At 70.7% G+C, this 14,423-nt stretch carries 11 protein-coding genes; 4 read left to right on the plus strand and 7 right to left on the minus strand.

Translation table 11 applies throughout. The annotated features are described in order from the left end of the window. Positions 1-12: 12 nt before the first annotated feature. From QZ749_RS24660 to QZ749_RS24685, 6 genes are all read right to left on the minus strand, one after another. Positions 13-1,209: a fumarylacetoacetate hydrolase family protein gene (locus QZ749_RS24660; RefSeq protein ID WP_296952952.1), complete on the minus strand. Its 1,197-nt coding sequence runs from the start codon at positions 1,207-1,209 to the stop codon at positions 13-15. A 13-nt stretch (positions 1,210-1,222) separates the two neighbouring features. Next, on the minus strand, positions 1,223-3,622 hold the full coding sequence (locus tag QZ749_RS24665) for a glycoside hydrolase family 3 N-terminal domain-containing protein (protein WP_296952954.1): 2,400 nt from the start codon (positions 3,620-3,622) through the stop codon (positions 1,223-1,225). Between the two features lie 336 nt (positions 3,623-3,958). Next, entirely contained in the window at positions 3,959-5,077 is a 1,119-nt protein-coding gene (locus tag QZ749_RS24670) for a LacI family DNA-binding transcriptional regulator (protein ID WP_296952957.1), read from the minus strand. Between the two features lie 69 nt (positions 5,078-5,146). Continuing rightward, on the minus strand, positions 5,147-5,914 hold the full coding sequence (locus QZ749_RS24675; RefSeq protein WP_296952961.1) for a GNAT family N-acetyltransferase: 768 nt from the start codon (positions 5,912-5,914) through the stop codon (positions 5,147-5,149). A gap of 95 nt (positions 5,915-6,009) precedes the next feature. Then, on the minus strand, positions 6,010-6,969 hold the full coding sequence (locus QZ749_RS24680; protein ID WP_296952964.1) for a chemotaxis protein: 960 nt from the start codon (positions 6,967-6,969) through the stop codon (positions 6,010-6,012). Between the two features lie 143 nt (positions 6,970-7,112). Continuing rightward, complete coding sequence (locus QZ749_RS24685; RefSeq protein WP_296952965.1) at positions 7,113-8,063, minus strand: MYG1 family protein; 951 nt, start codon at positions 8,061-8,063, stop codon at positions 7,113-7,115. A gap of 143 nt (positions 8,064-8,206) precedes the next feature. On the opposite strand from QZ749_RS24685, the gene QZ749_RS24690 reads away from it, so the two are divergent. Beyond that, on the plus strand, positions 8,207-9,451 hold the full coding sequence (locus QZ749_RS24690; protein ID WP_296952967.1) for a cyanophycinase: 1,245 nt from the start codon (positions 8,207-8,209) through the stop codon (positions 9,449-9,451). Positions 9,452-9,536: 85 nt separating this feature from the next. Here the strand turns inward: QZ749_RS24690 and QZ749_RS24695 are convergent, their stop codons facing one another. Beyond that, a complete protein-coding gene (locus tag QZ749_RS24695; RefSeq protein WP_296952968.1) occupies positions 9,537-10,022 on the minus strand; it encodes an Lrp/AsnC ligand binding domain-containing protein in 486 nt (161 codons plus the stop codon). A 103-nt stretch (positions 10,023-10,125) separates the two neighbouring features. Here QZ749_RS24695 and QZ749_RS24700 point away from each other — a divergent pair, with 103 nt between their 5' ends. From QZ749_RS24700 to QZ749_RS24710, 3 genes are all read left to right on the plus strand, one after another. Further along, positions 10,126-11,427 (plus strand): D-amino acid dehydrogenase, encoded by a 1,302-nt coding sequence (locus tag QZ749_RS24700; RefSeq protein WP_296952971.1) that lies wholly within the window; start codon positions 10,126-10,128, stop codon positions 11,425-11,427. Between the two features lie 2 nt (positions 11,428-11,429). Beyond that, positions 11,430-12,602 carry an alanine racemase gene (gene alr / locus QZ749_RS24705; protein ID WP_296952973.1) on the plus strand — a complete coding sequence of 391 codons (1,173 nt, stop codon included), beginning with the start codon at positions 11,430-11,432 and terminating at the stop codon, positions 12,600-12,602. Between the two features lie 232 nt (positions 12,603-12,834). Continuing rightward, the gene (locus QZ749_RS24710; RefSeq protein ID WP_296952976.1) at positions 12,835-14,400 is read left to right on the plus strand and encodes a TerC family protein; all 1,566 of its coding nucleotides are present in this window, start codon (positions 12,835-12,837) and stop codon (positions 14,398-14,400) included. Positions 14,401-14,423: the final 23 nt, after the last annotated feature.

Here is a 14,423-nt window from a genome sequence, read left to right on the forward strand (position 1 = left end):
GGTTCTCGGGTTTCAGGTGGACGCCAGCAGGCCGCGCTGCGCCAGGTTCTCGTACAGGGCGCGCACGCCGAAGGTCCACGGCGCGATCGCGTCGCTGCGCTGCACCGTGTTGACCAGCGCGCCGAGCGTCGGGGTGGCGATGACGACGCGGTCGCCCATGTGGTGGGTGAAGCCGCCGCCCTCGGCGTCGCGGTCCGCGATCGGCGAGAACATCGTTCCCAGGAACAGCATGAAGCCGTCCGGGTACTGGTGGTGCCGGCCGCAGGTCTGCGCCACCAGGTCGAGCGGGTCGCGGCTGATCTCGCGCATGAAACTGCTGCCTTCCAGGACGAAGCCGTCGTCGACGCCTTCGATGCGCATGCGCACCTCAAGGGCGCGCACGGTGTCGATGGTGAAGGCGTCGTCGAACAGGCGCACGAACGGGCCGATGGCGCAGGACGCGTTGTTGTCCTTGGCCTTGCCCAGCAGGAGCGCGCTGCGGCCCTCGATGTCGCGCAGGTTGACGTCGTTGCCCAGCGTGGCGCCGACGACTTCGGCGCGGCTGTTCACGGCCAGCACGATTTCCGGCTCCGGATTGTTCCAGTGCGAGGCCGGATGCAGGCCGACCGCCGCGCCGTGGCCCACCGACGACATCGGCTGCGACTTGGTGAACACCTCGGCGTCCGGGCCGATGCCCACTTCCATGTACTGCGACCACAGGCCGCGCCCGGCCAGCTCGGCCTTCAGGCGCATGGCGGCCGCGCCGCCCGGTTCGATCTCGGACAGGTCGGTGCCGATCGACGCCTGCAGGTCGGCGCGCAGGTCGGCCGCGCGGGCCGGATCGCCCTTGGCCTGCTCCTCGATCACGCGCTCGAGCAGGCTGACGGCGAAGGTCACGCCGGCCGCCTTGATCGCCTGCAGGTCGCACGGCGCCAGCAGGCGCAGCGCGTCCGCGGCGGGCTCGCCGGCCAGTGCGGCCTGCGCCAGTTCGGCGGCGTTGCCGAGGTCCTCGCCCTCGGCCGAACGGGCGACGGCCAGCAGGTCGGCGCGCTCGAACAGCGCCGACAGCGTGGGGGCGTGACGGGTGATGTCGACCAGGCGGCCGCCGCGCACGGCGACGACGGCCGGGCCGGCCACGCCGCCCGCCGCGGGCGCCGGGCGCCAGACGCGGCCGACCAGCAGGGCGCGGTCGAGGTCGTCCGGCAGCGGATTGACTTGGTATGCTGTCATGGTGTCTCTCTGGTTATGCCACCGTCAGCGTCGCCGTCTTCAGGTCGACGCTGTTCGGTCCGGCGAAGATGGTGAAGGTGCCCGGCTCGACGACACGCTTCATGGTGGCGTCGTGGAAGGCCAGGTCGCCCGGCTTGATGTCGAAGGTCACGGTGCGGCGCTCGCCCGGCCGCAGGCTCACGCGCCGGAAGCCCTTGAGCTCCAGCAGCGGACGCGTGACGGAGCTGACGTCGTCGCGGATGTACAGCTGCACGACCTCGTCCCCGGCCCGCGCGCCGACGTTCGCCACGTCGACCTCGACCCGCGTGCTGCCGTCGCGCGCGATGCGCGCGCGCTCCAGGCGCGGCGCGCCGATCTCGAAGCGCGTGTAGGACAGGCCGAAGCCGAACGGGTACAGGGGCGTGGTGACGCCGTCGATGTAGCCGCGCCGGCTGCTGGGCTTGCGGTTGTAGAACATCGGCAGCTGGCCGGCCTCGCGCGCGATGGTGACCGGCAGCTTGCCGCCCGGGTTGGCGCGGCCGAACAGCAGGTCGGCCACCGCGTGGCCGGTCTCCTGGCCCAGGTACCAGCATTCCAGCAGCGCGTCGGCGCGCTCGGCCAGCAGGTTGGCGGACAGCGGGCGGCCGTTCAGCAGCAGCACGACGGTCGGCTTGTTCAGCGCGAAGATGGCGCGCGCCAGGTCGTTCTGCTGGCCGATCAGGTCGAGCGTGGTGCGGTCGCCCAGGTGGTTGTCGGCCCAGGCTTCGCGCGCGGTCTGCTCGTTGTCGCCCAGGACCATGACGATGGTGTCGGCCGACTTCGCCGCCTCCACCGCCTCGGCGATCAGGCGCGCGTTGACTTCCGGCTTCGTGAACACGATCTCGTCCTTGCCCCAGACGTGGCCCTCGGTCAGGCGCACGCCTTCCGCGTACGCCAGCGCGAAACCCTGCGCCTGCGCCTCGGCCTGCAGGCCCTCGTACACCGACACCACGTGGCGCGGCACGTCGGAGTAGCCGCCGATCGGCGTGTCCTTCGCGTGGGTGCCCAGCAGCAACACCTTGCCGACCTTCTTCGCGTCGAGCGGCAGCAGGCCCTTGTCGTTCTTCAGCAGCACCGCGCTGCGGCGCGCCGCCTCGCGCGCCAGCGCGATGGCGTCCGGCGTGGCGGTGAGCGCCGCGGCGCGGCCGGCGTCGACGTAGGGGTTGTCGAACAGGCCGGCGTCGAACTTGAGCTTGAGCACGCGGCGCACCGAGGCATCGATCTCGGCGACCGCGATGCGGCCTTCGCGCACCAGGTCCAGCAGCGCCAGGTAGGCCTTGGGATCCGGCGTCTCGACGTCGACGCCGGCCTTCACGGCGCGCAGCGCCGCTTCCTTGTCGTCGGCGGCGAGGTGGTGGCGGCCCACCATCTCGTCGATGGCCATGTAGTCGGATACCGTCAGGCCCTGGAAACCCCACTCCTTGCGCAGCACGTCGGTGAGCAGCCAGCGGTTGGCGTGCGACGGGATGCCGTCGATCTCGTTGTACGACGGCATGACGGCCGCGATGTTCGTCTCGCGCACGATCTTTTCGAACGGCGGGAAGAAATCCTCGCGCAGCGTGCGCTCGCCGACGTTGGCCGGGCCGGTGTTGGTGCCGCTCTCGGGCTGCCCGTGGCCGGTCATGTGCTTCAGGGTGGCGTGGACCTTGTCCCTGGCCAGCGGCAGCGTGGTGCCGGAAAAGCCGACCACGGCGGCCTTGCCCATCACGCCGCACAGGTGCGGATCCTCGCCGTAGGTCTCCTCGATGCGGCCCCAGCGCGGCTCGCGCGCCACGTCCACCACCGGCGCCAGCGCCAGGTTGGCGCCGCGCGCGCGCATCTCGCGCGCCGCCACGGCGTACACCTGCGTGACCAGGTCCGGATCGAAGCTCGACGCCAGGCCGATCGCCTGCGGGAAGCTGGTCGCCTCGCGCGCCACGTAGCCATGCAGCGCCTCTTCGTGCATCAGCACCGGAATGCCCAGGCGCGTGCGCTCCAGCGCCCATTTCTGCACCGCGTTGACGTATTCCGCCGTCTCCTGCGGGCCGCGGTTGGGGACCTCGCCGGCGTCGCCGGCGGCGCTGGGCTTGTCCAGGCGGCGGTCGGACGGGCGCGCGAACATGCCCATGCCATGCGGCCAGGCGGCGGCCATGCGGTCGGCGTCGAAGCTGGCGTCGTCCTTCTGCACGGCGGCCTTCTTCACCCACAGGCACTGCATCTGGGCGATCTTTTCCTCCAGCGTCATGCGCTTGAGGAGGTCTTCCACGCGCGCCGCGACCGGCGCGCCGGCCTGCTTGTACAACGGTGTGGCCGCTCCGGCGGCGGCTGCCGCCGCGGCGCCCGGCACGGCCGCGAGGCTCACGGCGCCCGCCATGCCGCCCATCGATGCCAGGAATGTCCTGCGCTTGAATGCCATCGTTTCTCGTCTCCCTGCTTATTGTGGTGTGCCGGCGTCGCGGCGGATGGATGGCAGGGTGGACGCCAGGCGAAGCGGATGCGCGGCAATGCCCGCGCCCGGACGCGCGTGGCGCCGGCGGATGCCTGGATGGTGCATGGATGTCTCCCTGTCCTTGTTATGTGTGTGCGCAACATCGGAATAACAGAAATGTTACCGCAACCATTCCAGTCTAGCGTTCGGAATTGGCGCTTGTCAATCAAATATTCGACGGACGAACTATTAGGGGAAGACGGGGTACAAGAAGCGCGCCGCGGCGCTGCCGACGACGCGCGAGTGCGGGCGGTCAGGCCGCGTTCAGCCGGCCTGGCGCTGCTTCGCGGCCCTGGCCGGCAGCCGTGCCGGCGGGCGCGTGCGCGGGGCGGCGTCGGACTGGCGGCGCACCAGCTCGAACGCCATGTCGACCTGCTCCGGCGCGGCCGGCACGCCCTCGCGCAGCGCGCGCACGTGGCGCACCAGCGCCTGCACGGCTTCGCGCGCCATCTCGGCGGTCGGCTGGCGCACCGTGGTCAGCTCGGGCCAGATGGTCGTGGCCAGCGCCGTGTCGTCGAAGCCGGTGACGGTCAGGTCGCCCGGCACGTCCAGGCCCAGGCGGTGGGCGACGGCCACCGCGGCGGCGGCCATGTCGTCGTTGCTGGCGAAGATCGCCGTCGGCCGCTCGTCGAGCGCCAGCAGCTGCTCGGCCGCGTCCAGCCCCGAGCGGTAGGTGAACATGCCCTGCACCACCAGTTCCTCGGCGGCGTCGGCGTGGCGGTCGGCGACCGCCGCGCGATACCCCTCCAGGCGGCGCGCGCTGGCGCTCTGGTTCGGGTGGCCGACCACGAAGCCGATGCGCTGGTGGCCCAGGGCGATCAGGTGCCGCGTCATGTGGTAGGCGGCCTGGTAGTTGTCGATGCTGACGCCGCCTACGCGCGGGTCCGGCACGCCGCGCGCCACCGCCACCGCGGGGATGCCGGCCGCGTCGATGGCCGCCAGGACGGCGTCGCTGTCGCACAGCGGGGGCGGCAGGATGATGCCGTCCAGCCCGTTCCCGATCAGGCGTTTCGCATGCTCGGCCTCGTGCTCGCCGGCCTCGCACTTCTCGACGAACAGCTGGACGTTGTTCAGGCCGGACTGGGTCAGCAGGCCGACCAGGAATTCGCTCAGGTAGGCGGCGCTCGGGTTACTGTACAGGAAGCCGACGCGGATCGGCTTCGATCCGGCCAGGTTGCGCGCCTCCTGGTTCGGCGTGTAGTGCAGCGCGGCCACCGCCTCCGCCACCTTGCGGCGCGTGCTCTCGCGTACCAGTCCCTTGCCGTTCATGACCCGCGACACCGTCATCGCGGACACCCCGGCCAGCTTGGCGACGTCGGCCATGGTCGGCTGGCCGCGGCGCTCCACGTCGTCCTGGATGGCGTCTGGTTTGGCTTTGGTCATTGGCGTGGGGCTTCCTGTGGGCGGCGCGGCCGGCGCGCGGGCGGAGTTGTTTGAGCTATCGTAACACAGTTATCTCTTTGGCACCGGCTCGCGGTTTGCGCTAACATCCGGGTCCGCGAAGACGATGGTCGCATACGGCGACAGCACGGTCCAGCCCAGCGCCTCGTACAGCGCCCTGCCCTCGGACGTCGCCACCAGCACGCCGTGCGCGGCGGCCGGACCGCGGGTCGCGCCCAGCGCCCCCATCAGCGCCGACGCCAGGCCGCGGCGCCGGTGCGCCGGCGCGGTGACGATCCGGTCGAACACGAACGCGCCGCCATGGGCGGCCGCATGCCCGCTGGCGGCCGGCGTGCCGTCGTCCGCCAGGATGCGCGCGCCGGCGACGCCGCCATGCACCGACAGCGCGAGACGGTAGCCGGGCGGCAGCGCCGGCCCCGCCGGGAACGGCCCGGCGTGCGTCATCAGCCACCCCTGCGCCTGCGCCGTCCAGCCCGGCGGCGCCAGCGCGAGCAGCGCGTCGGTGGCGGCGCACAGCTTGAGCGGGATGCCGGGCCGGCGGATCGCCGCGGCCAAGGCGCGCAGGCCGTCGACGGGCAGCGCGAACACGTGGCGGCGGATCTCCTGCGCCGTCCCCGTGTCCACGCGCATGCCGCCATGGTCGGGGACGGGCGCGGGCAGGCCGCGCGCCAGCGAGCGGGCCGCGAGCCAGTCCCACAGCAATTGCTGCCGGGCCGGGTGCAGCATCGCGGTGCCGGGTGCGGTGCCGGGTGCGGTGCCGGGTGCGGTGCCGGGCGCGGTGCCGGCGCCGGCGAATGGATCGGAACGGTGAGGCGGCATCGGCGTGCGCCGGCGCGGTCAGGCGCCGGGCGGGTGCGAGGCCGATCCGGACGGCCGCCGGATCAGCGGCCGATCAGCGCTCGAGCAACGGTCGATCAACGGTTGATCAACGAGCGCAGCGTGCGCGACAGGTCCTCGGCCGAGAACTTGGCGACGTAGGCGTCGGCGCGCACGTTCTTGACGTGTTCCTCGTTGGTGGTGCCGGACAGCGAGGAATGGATCACCACGGGCATGTCGCCGAAGCGCGGGTTCGACTTGATGTTGCGGGTCAGCGTGAAGCCGTCCATTTCCGGCATCTCGAGGTCGGTCAGCACCAGCGCGACGCGGTCGTGCACGCTCTTGCCCTCGGCCTCGGCGGACGCCGCAATCGCATTGAGCTGGTCCCAGGCTTCCTTGCCGCTCTTGGTCATCACGAACGGCAGGCCCATGGCGTCCAGGCCCTGCTCGATCAGGGCGCGCGCGACGACGGAATCGTCGGCCGCCAGGATCACGGCGCCCGGCTTGAGCTTCATCTTCTCGCCCACGGCCTGCGCGATGTTCTCGTTGTCGGCTTCCGGGTTCAGGTTGCGCAGGATGGTTTCGACGTCGAGCACCTGCGCCAGGCGCGGCGGATGCTCGTCGGTCTGCGGCAGGCGCGCGATGCTGGTCACCATGCCGCTGCCGGCGCTGTGCTCGGCCGACATCACCTGGCTCCAGTCCAGGCGCACGATCTCTTCCACGCTCTCGACGGCGAACGCCTGGGTGGTGCGGGCGAACTCCGTGACCAGCATGATGTTCAGGCCGGTCCTGGGCTTGACACCGGTGATGCCCGGCAGGTCCAGCACCTGGATGATCTGGCCGCGCAGGTTGACGACGCCGAGCACGTGCTCGGGCGCGCCCGCCACCTTGGTGATCGTCGGCATGGCGACGATCTCGCGGATCTTGAACACGTTGATGCCGAACAGCTCGCTGTGGTCGCCGCCGTCGTCGCCGCCGAGGCGGAACAGCAGCAGTTCGAATTTGTTGTTGCTGGTGAGATTACTGCGCTCGTCGACTTCCTGTTGAACCGATTTCATGTCCCCATCCCAAAAAGATCATTCCTGTGAGAAATTCTAGTCGTGAATCCTCGCACTGTGTAAAGACTCGGGGTCGGCGGCGTCAATTTCGCAACGTTTGGTTCCAAAAAACCACAAACCAGCGGATCCGCTTCATGGAATCGTCATTTATGGGCGTCGACATCGGCCAGCGCCAGCCGCGCCATCGTGCGGATGCCCTCGTAGGACTTGGCGGCGGCGATGAAGCGGCCGTTGTGGCAGAACCCGGCGTCCGGCACGCCGGTGACCGCCGCCAGCTCGGCGTCGCGCAGTCCGGCCCAGGCCAGCGGCAGGTCGGCGCGGGCGTCGAAGTTCTCGGTACTGGTCGGCACCGTGTGGATCATGTGGCGCTGCTCGGCCAGGTTATGGCTGATCACGAACAGCACGCCCGGCATCTCCTTGCGCACCACGGTCGACCAAGGCAGCGCGCCGTTCTTCAGGAACAGCACGCGGCCGTCCTCCAGCAGTTCGGAGGCGCGCACCTGCTCCAGCGCCAGCAGCGCGCCGACGCGGTACTTGACGGCGTTGACCATGATGTCGGTCAGCACGGCCATCGCCCGCTCGAACTGCGCGGTCCGGTAGTCCTCGGCGGCGGCGCCGTAGCCGAGGCGCTGTTCGTCCATCCAGTTCAGGTTGTAGCCGGACACGATGGCCGACAGGCCGTAGCCGCCCGGCGCGCTCTTGGCCGCGCCGACGTCGGACAGGTCGAGGTACTGGACGACGTCGCCGTCGATCGCCCAGGCGATCTGCTGGGCCGTCTCCAGCGGCAGCACGTGGCCGGCGTGCGCGGCCGCCAGCGCGGCGACGCAGCGCGCGCCGTATTCCTTCCATACCAGGCCGGCGCTGGCGTACGGCACGCCGCTCATGCGCGCGCCGTCGAAGCCCTTCTGGTGATGGTCGAAGCGGCCGCTGGCCGGATCCCAGACGCCGCCGACGTCGATGGCGAAATCGGCCGACGCGATGATGGCGGCGTCGCGCGTGCGCACCAGGCCGGCGTCGGGGAACAGGATCCTGAGGACGGCGACGGCCCACGCGTCGTCCGCGTGGAATTTGCCGCCGTGGGTTGCAATCAGCATGGCGTGGCTCTATCGGTTGGTCTGGGTCGCATCATACCGGTTCGCGCGCCGTTCGCCCAACGCGCACGGCCGCGCGTCGTCCGGCATCTCCGGTATCATCCTGTAGCAACGCCAACCCAACCTTCGCCCCGGAGCCGAGTCCCATGTCATTACGCCTGGCCGCAGCCTTCCTGCCCGCCCTTGCCTTCGCCGCCACGCTGTGGCCGTTCGCCGCCCCGGCCGCGCATGCCGCCGAGGCCGCGCCGCCGAAGGGCGCGCTGGTGATCGCCGGCGGCGCGCTGCGCGCCAACAACGACCAGGTGTGGGACCGCATCGTAGAACTGGCCGGCGGGCGCGGCGCCCGCATCGCCGTGTTCCCGACCGCCGCCGGCAACCCGCAGCGCTCGGGCGACTTCATCGCCGGCGTGCTGGCGCGCCACGGCGCCAGGCCGTTCGTGGTGCCGCTGGCGCCGCGCCTGGCCGGCAGCGACGTGCGCCGCGCGGCCGAGGACCCGCAGCTGGCGGCCAGCGTGCGCGCCGCCGGCGGCGCCTTCTTCACCGGCGGCGACCAGGGCCGCATCACGGCCGCGCTGCGCCGTCCGGACGGCAGCGACAGCGCCGTGCTGGAAGCTCTGTGGGCCATGTACCGGCGCGGCGGGGTCATCGCAGGCACCAGCGCCGGCGCGGCGATCATGAGCCGCACGATGTTCTACGAGGGCCGCGCGCCGCTGCCCACGCTCAAGGACGGCATCACCGACGGGCGCGACATCGCGCCGGGCCTGGGCTTCATCGGCGACGACGTGTTCGTCGACCAGCACCTGCTGGTGCGCGGCCGCTTCGCGCGCATGCTTCCGGCGATGCTGGCCAAGCGCTACCGGCTCGGCCTGGGCATCGACGAGAACACGGCGGCCGTCGTCACTTACGCCGGCAACCGCCAGCTGATCCAGGTGATCGGCTACAAGGGCGCGATCCTGCTCGACCTGGCGCAGGCGACGACGGACACGTCGCGTCCCGGCTTCAACATCGCCAACGCGCGCATCAGCTACCTGGACAGCGGCGACCGCTACGACGTCGCCAGCGGCGCCTTCACGCCGGGCGACGACAAGAACAAGGTGGACCCCGAAGCGCCGGCGGTGCGCGGTCCGCTGTTCGCCGCCGACATCCTCGGCAACACGACGGTGGTCGACCTGCTGCAGAAACTGTGCGACAGCGACCAGCAGCGCGCCACCGGCATCGCCTTCGGCGGCCCGGGCAGCGGCACGCCGGAACGCGGCTTCGAGTTCCAGTTCTCGCGCACGCCCGAGAGCGAGGGCTGGGAATCCACGGTGGCCGACACCTATTCGGTGTACCGGATGCGCATGGACGTGCGGCCGGTGAGGGTCAAGCAGCCGCTGTACGAGGCGGAGTGAAGCGTAGCCGGGCGCCCCGGGTCGCATCGGGGATCGACGTCTTGCCGGCCCCGTCGGCCGCCGCCGGCCGCACGGGGCGCCGGCGTCAGCGCCCCACCGCCAGCGCCAGCGTCTCCTTCACCTCTTCCATCACCACGTAGCTCTTCGACTGCCCGCCGTCGGCCACGTGCAGGATCTCGCCCAGCAGGCGCCGGTACTCGGTCATCTCGGGGATGCGCGCCTTGATCAGGTAGTCGAAGTCGCCCGACACCAGGTGGCATTCCATCACCTCGGGAATGGCCAGCATGGCGCGGCGGAAGCGCTCGAAGGCCTTCTCGGACTTCTGGTGCAGCGTGATTTCGACGAAGACCAGGATCTGCAGGCCCAGCGCCTGCGGCGCCACGCGCGCATGGTAGCCAGCGATGACGCCGTCGCGCTCCATGCGCTTGACCCGCTCGATGCAGGGCGTCAGCGACAGGCCCACCTGCTCGGCCAGGTCCTTCATCACGATCCGCCCGTCCTGCTGCAGGACGGCCAGGATGTGCAGGTCGATCTTGTCGAGCACGCGGTTCGACGCTTTTTGCACGCGCATGAATTTTCACCAAAAAGTCACGTAATTACCGAAGCAATTATCGCGTGCCTACATGTAACATGGCAATCTTTTCTAAATCTGCAGGAACTCAGGAAGAATAGCTATGCGAGCAACGCGCGTTTTGGTGCTGGGCAGCGGCGTGGTCGGGGTGACCACTGCCTATTATCTGGCCAAGGCCGGCCACGACGTCACCGTCATCGACCGCCAGCCCGGTCCGGCCCTCGAGACCAGTTTCGCCAACGCCGGCCAGATCTCGCCCGGCTATGCCTCGCCCTGGGCCGCCCCCGGCATCCCGCTGAAGGCGTTCAAGTGGCTGTTCCAGCGCCACGCGCCGCTGGCGATCCGTCCGGACGGCAGCCTGTTCCAGCTCCAGTGGATGTGGGAGATGTACCGCAACTGCGACGCGTCGCGCTACGCCGTCAACAAGGAACGCATGGTGCGCCTGGCCGAATACAGCCGCGACTGCATCCGCCAGCTGCGCCGCGACACCGGCATCGCCTACGAAGGCCGCCAGCAGGGCACGCTGCAGCTGTTCCGCACCCAGGCCCAGTTCGACGGCGCCGCCAAGGACATCGAGGTGCTCAAGGAAGCCGGCGTGGCCTTCGAGGTGCTCGGCCGCGAACGGCTCGGCAGCGCCGAGCCGGCGCTGGACCGCGTGCGCGACAAGCTGGTCGGCGGCCTGCGCCTGCCGAACGACGAGACCGGCGACTGCCAGCTGTTCACCGCGCGCCTGACGCAGATGGCGCGCGAGCTGGGCGTGCGCTTCGAGTTCGACACCGAGATCCAGCGCCTGGACATCGTGGGCGGCGAAGTGGCTGCCGTGCACACCAGCAAGGGCCCGTTCGGCGCGGATCGCTACGTGCTGGCGCTGGGCAGCTATTCGCGCCTGCTGCTGCAGGACTGGTTCCGCGTGCCGGTCTACCCGCTCAAGGGCTATTCGATCACGGTGCCGATCGTCGACGCGGCCCGCGCGCCGGTGTCGACCATCCTCGACGAAACCTACAAGATCGCCGTCACCCGCTTCGACGACCGCATCCGCGTCGGCGGCATGGCGGAGATCGCCGGCTACAGCAAGGTGCTGAACCCGGCCCGCCGCGAGACGCTGGAAATGGTGGTGAACGACCTGTTCCCGGGCGGCGGCGACGTCGCCAACGCCACCTTCTGGACCGGCCTGCGCCCGATGACGCCGGACAGCACGCCGATCGTCGGCGCCACGCCGCTGCGCAACCTGTTCCTGAACACCGGCCACGGCACGCTCGGCTGGACCATGGCCTGCGGCTCGGCCAGCGTGATCGCCGACCTGGTGGGCGGACGCAAGCCGGCCATCCACGCCGACGACCTGGCCGTGTTCCGCTACGCCGGCAACGGCGCCGCGCAAGCCCGTCCGGCCCTGGCGCGCGCGTGAGCATGGGCGCACCGATCGCGGCGGGTACGATGACCCGCACCGGCCATGGCGCCCAGGCGCCGCAGGAAGACCTGGCCGCGGCCCGCGCCGGCGCCCTGCTCGACATCGACCTGGACGCCATCCGCGCCAACTACCGGCTGCTGCGCGCGCGCGCCGGCGGCGCCGAGGTGGCCGGCGTGATGAAGGCCGACGCCTACGGCCTGGGCATGGCGCAGGTGGCGCCGGCGCTGGTGCTGGAGGGCTGCCGCACCTTCTTCACCGCCCACCTGGACGAAGGCATCCGCCTGCGCGCCCTGGTGCCGGCGTCCAGCACGATCTACGTGCTGCACGGGCCGATGCCCGGCACCGCGCCCGACTTCCTCGCCCACGACCTGGTGCCGGTACTGAACGACCCCGGCCAGGTGCACGAATGGACCGGCGCCGCCCGCGCGAGCAGGCGGCGCCTGCCGGCCGCCATCCAGGTCGACACCGGCATGTCGCGCATGGGCCTGTCGCCGGCCGACCTGGCCGGACTGGGCGCGCCGGCCGACTGGCTGGCCGCGCTGCAGCCACGACTCTTGATGAGCCACCTGGCCTGCGCCGACGTCCCCGGCCATCCGATGAACGCCGCCCAGCGCGCGCGCTTCGAGGAACTGCGCGCGCTGTTCCCCGGCGTGCCGTGCAGCCTGGCCAATTCCTCGGCCGTGTTCCTGGACCCGGCCTTCCACTACGACCTGGTGCGGCCGGGCGCCGCCCTGTACGGCATCAATCCGCAGCCGGAGCAGCCCAATCCCCTGCGCCAGGCCGTGTCGCTGCGGGCGCGCATCGTGCAGGTGCGCGACGTCGCGGACGGCGCCGCCGTCGGCTACGGCGCGCGCTGGATCGCCGAGGGCCCGCGCCGCATCGCCACCATCGCGATCGGCTACGCCGACGGCTGGCTGCGCGCCCTGACCAACCGCGGCTTCGCCTTCGTCGACGGCGTGCGCGTGCCGGTCGCCGGCACGGTGTCGATGGACAGCGTCACGCTCGACGTGAGCGCCATCCCGCGCGAGCGCATCGCGGCGGGGCTGGCGGTGGAACTGCTCGGCCCGCACCAGCACGTGGACGAGGTGGCGGCGCAGGCGGGCACCATCGGCTACGAGGTGCTCACGCGCCTGGGCAGCCGCTTCCACCGGCGCTACCGGATGGCCGGCTAGGCGCACGCCGGCCCGCGCGCCTGCAACCCGGAGGGTGGACGACTGCCCTCCTGCCTCCGCAACGACGCGGCGTCCACGCTGCCCACGCGTGACGTGCGCGTCGTGTCGGCCTGGCTCGCAAGCGGCCGCGGGCGCTTTCCGGAAAAACCTGACAATTCCTTCGATATGCCCTGCATCGGCACGCAAGCGGCGTCACCTACAATGACAGTTCCTTAACTTCCGCAAGCCCGCCATGGAATTGCTCCTCGACCCCAATATATGGGTCGGCCTCCTTACCCTCATCGTGCTCGAGATCGTCCTCGGCATCGACAACCTCATCTTCATCGCCATCCTGGCGGAAAAACTCCCCCCGCACCAGCGCGACAAGGCGCGCGTCCTCGGCCTGTCGCTCGCCATGGTCATGCGCCTGGGCCTGCTCACGATGATCTCGTGGATGGTCACGCTGACCGCCCCCCTGTTTTCCGTCGCCTCGCTGTCGTTCTCCGGACGCGACCTGATCCTGCTGGTCGGCGGCCTGTTCCTGCTGTTCAAGGCGACGATGGAACTCCATGAGCGCGTCGAGGGCAAGACCCACGTCCAGAGCGGCAAGCGCGAATACGCCAGCTTCGCCGCCGTCGTGGCCCAGATCATCGTGCTGGACGCCGTGTTCTCGCTCGACGCCGTGATCACGGCCGTCGGCATGGTCGACCAGCTCGGCGTCATGATGGCCGCCGTGATCATCTCGATGAGCGTGATGCTGTTCGCCTCCAAGCCGCTGACGCGCTTCGTCAACGCGCATCCGACCGTGGTGGTGCTGTGCCTGAGCTTCCTGCTGATGATCGGCCTGAGCCTGGTCGCCGAAGGCTTCGGCTTCCACATCCCCAAGGGCTACCTGTACGCCGCGATCGGCTTCTCGGTGGTGATCGAGGCGCTGAACCAGCTCGCGCGCCGCAACTTCATCCGCAAGGACGCGCACATCCCGCTGCGCGACCGCACCGCCGACGCCGTGCTGCGCCTGCTGGGCGGCCGCCAGCGCCACGCCCACGACGACGAACGGCAGGACGCCGCCGGCCAGGCCGAGGCGCCCGCCTTCGACGCCGAGGAGCGCGCGATGGTCAGCGGGGTGCTGAGCCTGTCGCAGCGCTCGATCCGCTCGATCATGACCAACCGCTCGGACATCTCGTGGATCGACATCGGCGACGCCCCGGCCGCCGTGCGCGCCCGCGTGCTGGCCACGCCGCACGGCTTCTTCCCCGTCTGCCGCGGCCAGCTCGACGAGATCGTCGGCGTGGCGCGCGCCAAGGACCTGATCGCGGACATCGCGCTGAACGGCGCGATCGACCCGGCCAGCATCCGCCAGCCGATCGTGATGCCGGAAGCGAGCGGCGTGTTGAAGGTGATGGAGACGCTCAAGCGCTCGCACGGCCAGGTGGTGCTGATCGCCGACGAATACGGCACGCTGCAGGGCCTGGTCACGCCGATCGACATCCTGGAAGCGATCGCCGGCGAATTCCCGGACGAGGACGAACAGCCGGTGGTGCAGGAAGCCGGCCCGGGACGCTGGCGCGTCGACGGCACGGCCGACCTGCACTACCTGGAACAGGTGCTGCAGGCGAGCGACCTGGTCGGCGACGGCCACGACTACAGCTCGCTGGCGGGCCTGATGCTGGAACGCTTCGGCACGCTGCCCGCGGCCGGCGACGGCCTCGCGATCGGCGGCTTCCGCTTCGAGGTGGCCGAGGTGGTGGAACGCCGGATCGCGACGGTCCTGGTGACGCGCCTGGAGGACGAGACGGTCGTGCCGGGCCAGGACGACTGAGCGCCGCCCGGCCGTCCCGGCCC

Origin of the sequence: uncultured Massilia sp. (assembly GCF_913773735.1) — a bacterium.
GTDB lineage: Bacteria > Pseudomonadota > Gammaproteobacteria > Burkholderiales > Burkholderiaceae_D > Telluria.

Bases quoted from the DNA above. Each gene is read 5' to 3' on its own strand.
- QZ749_RS24660 (WP_296952952.1), bottom strand. From the start codon at position 1,209: ATGACAGCATACCAAGTCAATCCGCTGCCGGACGACCTCGACCGCGCC.
- QZ749_RS24665 (WP_296952954.1), bottom strand. From the start codon at position 3,622: ATGGCATTCAAGCGCAGGACATTCCTGGCATCGATGGGCGGCATGGCG.
- QZ749_RS24670 (WP_296952957.1), bottom strand. From the start codon at position 5,077: ATGACCAAAGCCAAACCAGACGCCATCCAGGACGACGTGGAGCGCCGC.
- QZ749_RS24675 (WP_296952961.1), bottom strand. From the start codon at position 5,914: ATGCCGCCTCACCGTTCCGATCCATTCGCCGGCGCCGGCACCGCGCCC.
- QZ749_RS24680 (WP_296952964.1), bottom strand. From the start codon at position 6,969: ATGAAATCGGTTCAACAGGAAGTCGACGAGCGCAGTAATCTCACCAGC.
- QZ749_RS24685 (WP_296952965.1), bottom strand. From the start codon at position 8,063: ATGCTGATTGCAACCCACGGCGGCAAATTCCACGCGGACGACGCGTGG.
- QZ749_RS24690 (WP_296952967.1), top strand. From the start codon at position 8,207: ATGTCATTACGCCTGGCCGCAGCCTTCCTGCCCGCCCTTGCCTTCGCC.
- QZ749_RS24695 (WP_296952968.1), bottom strand. From the start codon at position 10,022: ATGCGCGTGCAAAAAGCGTCGAACCGCGTGCTCGACAAGATCGACCTG.
- QZ749_RS24700 (WP_296952971.1), top strand. From the start codon at position 10,126: ATGCGAGCAACGCGCGTTTTGGTGCTGGGCAGCGGCGTGGTCGGGGTG.
- alr (WP_296952973.1), top strand. From the start codon at position 11,430: ATGGGCGCACCGATCGCGGCGGGTACGATGACCCGCACCGGCCATGGC.
- QZ749_RS24710 (WP_296952976.1), top strand. From the start codon at position 12,835: ATGGAATTGCTCCTCGACCCCAATATATGGGTCGGCCTCCTTACCCTC.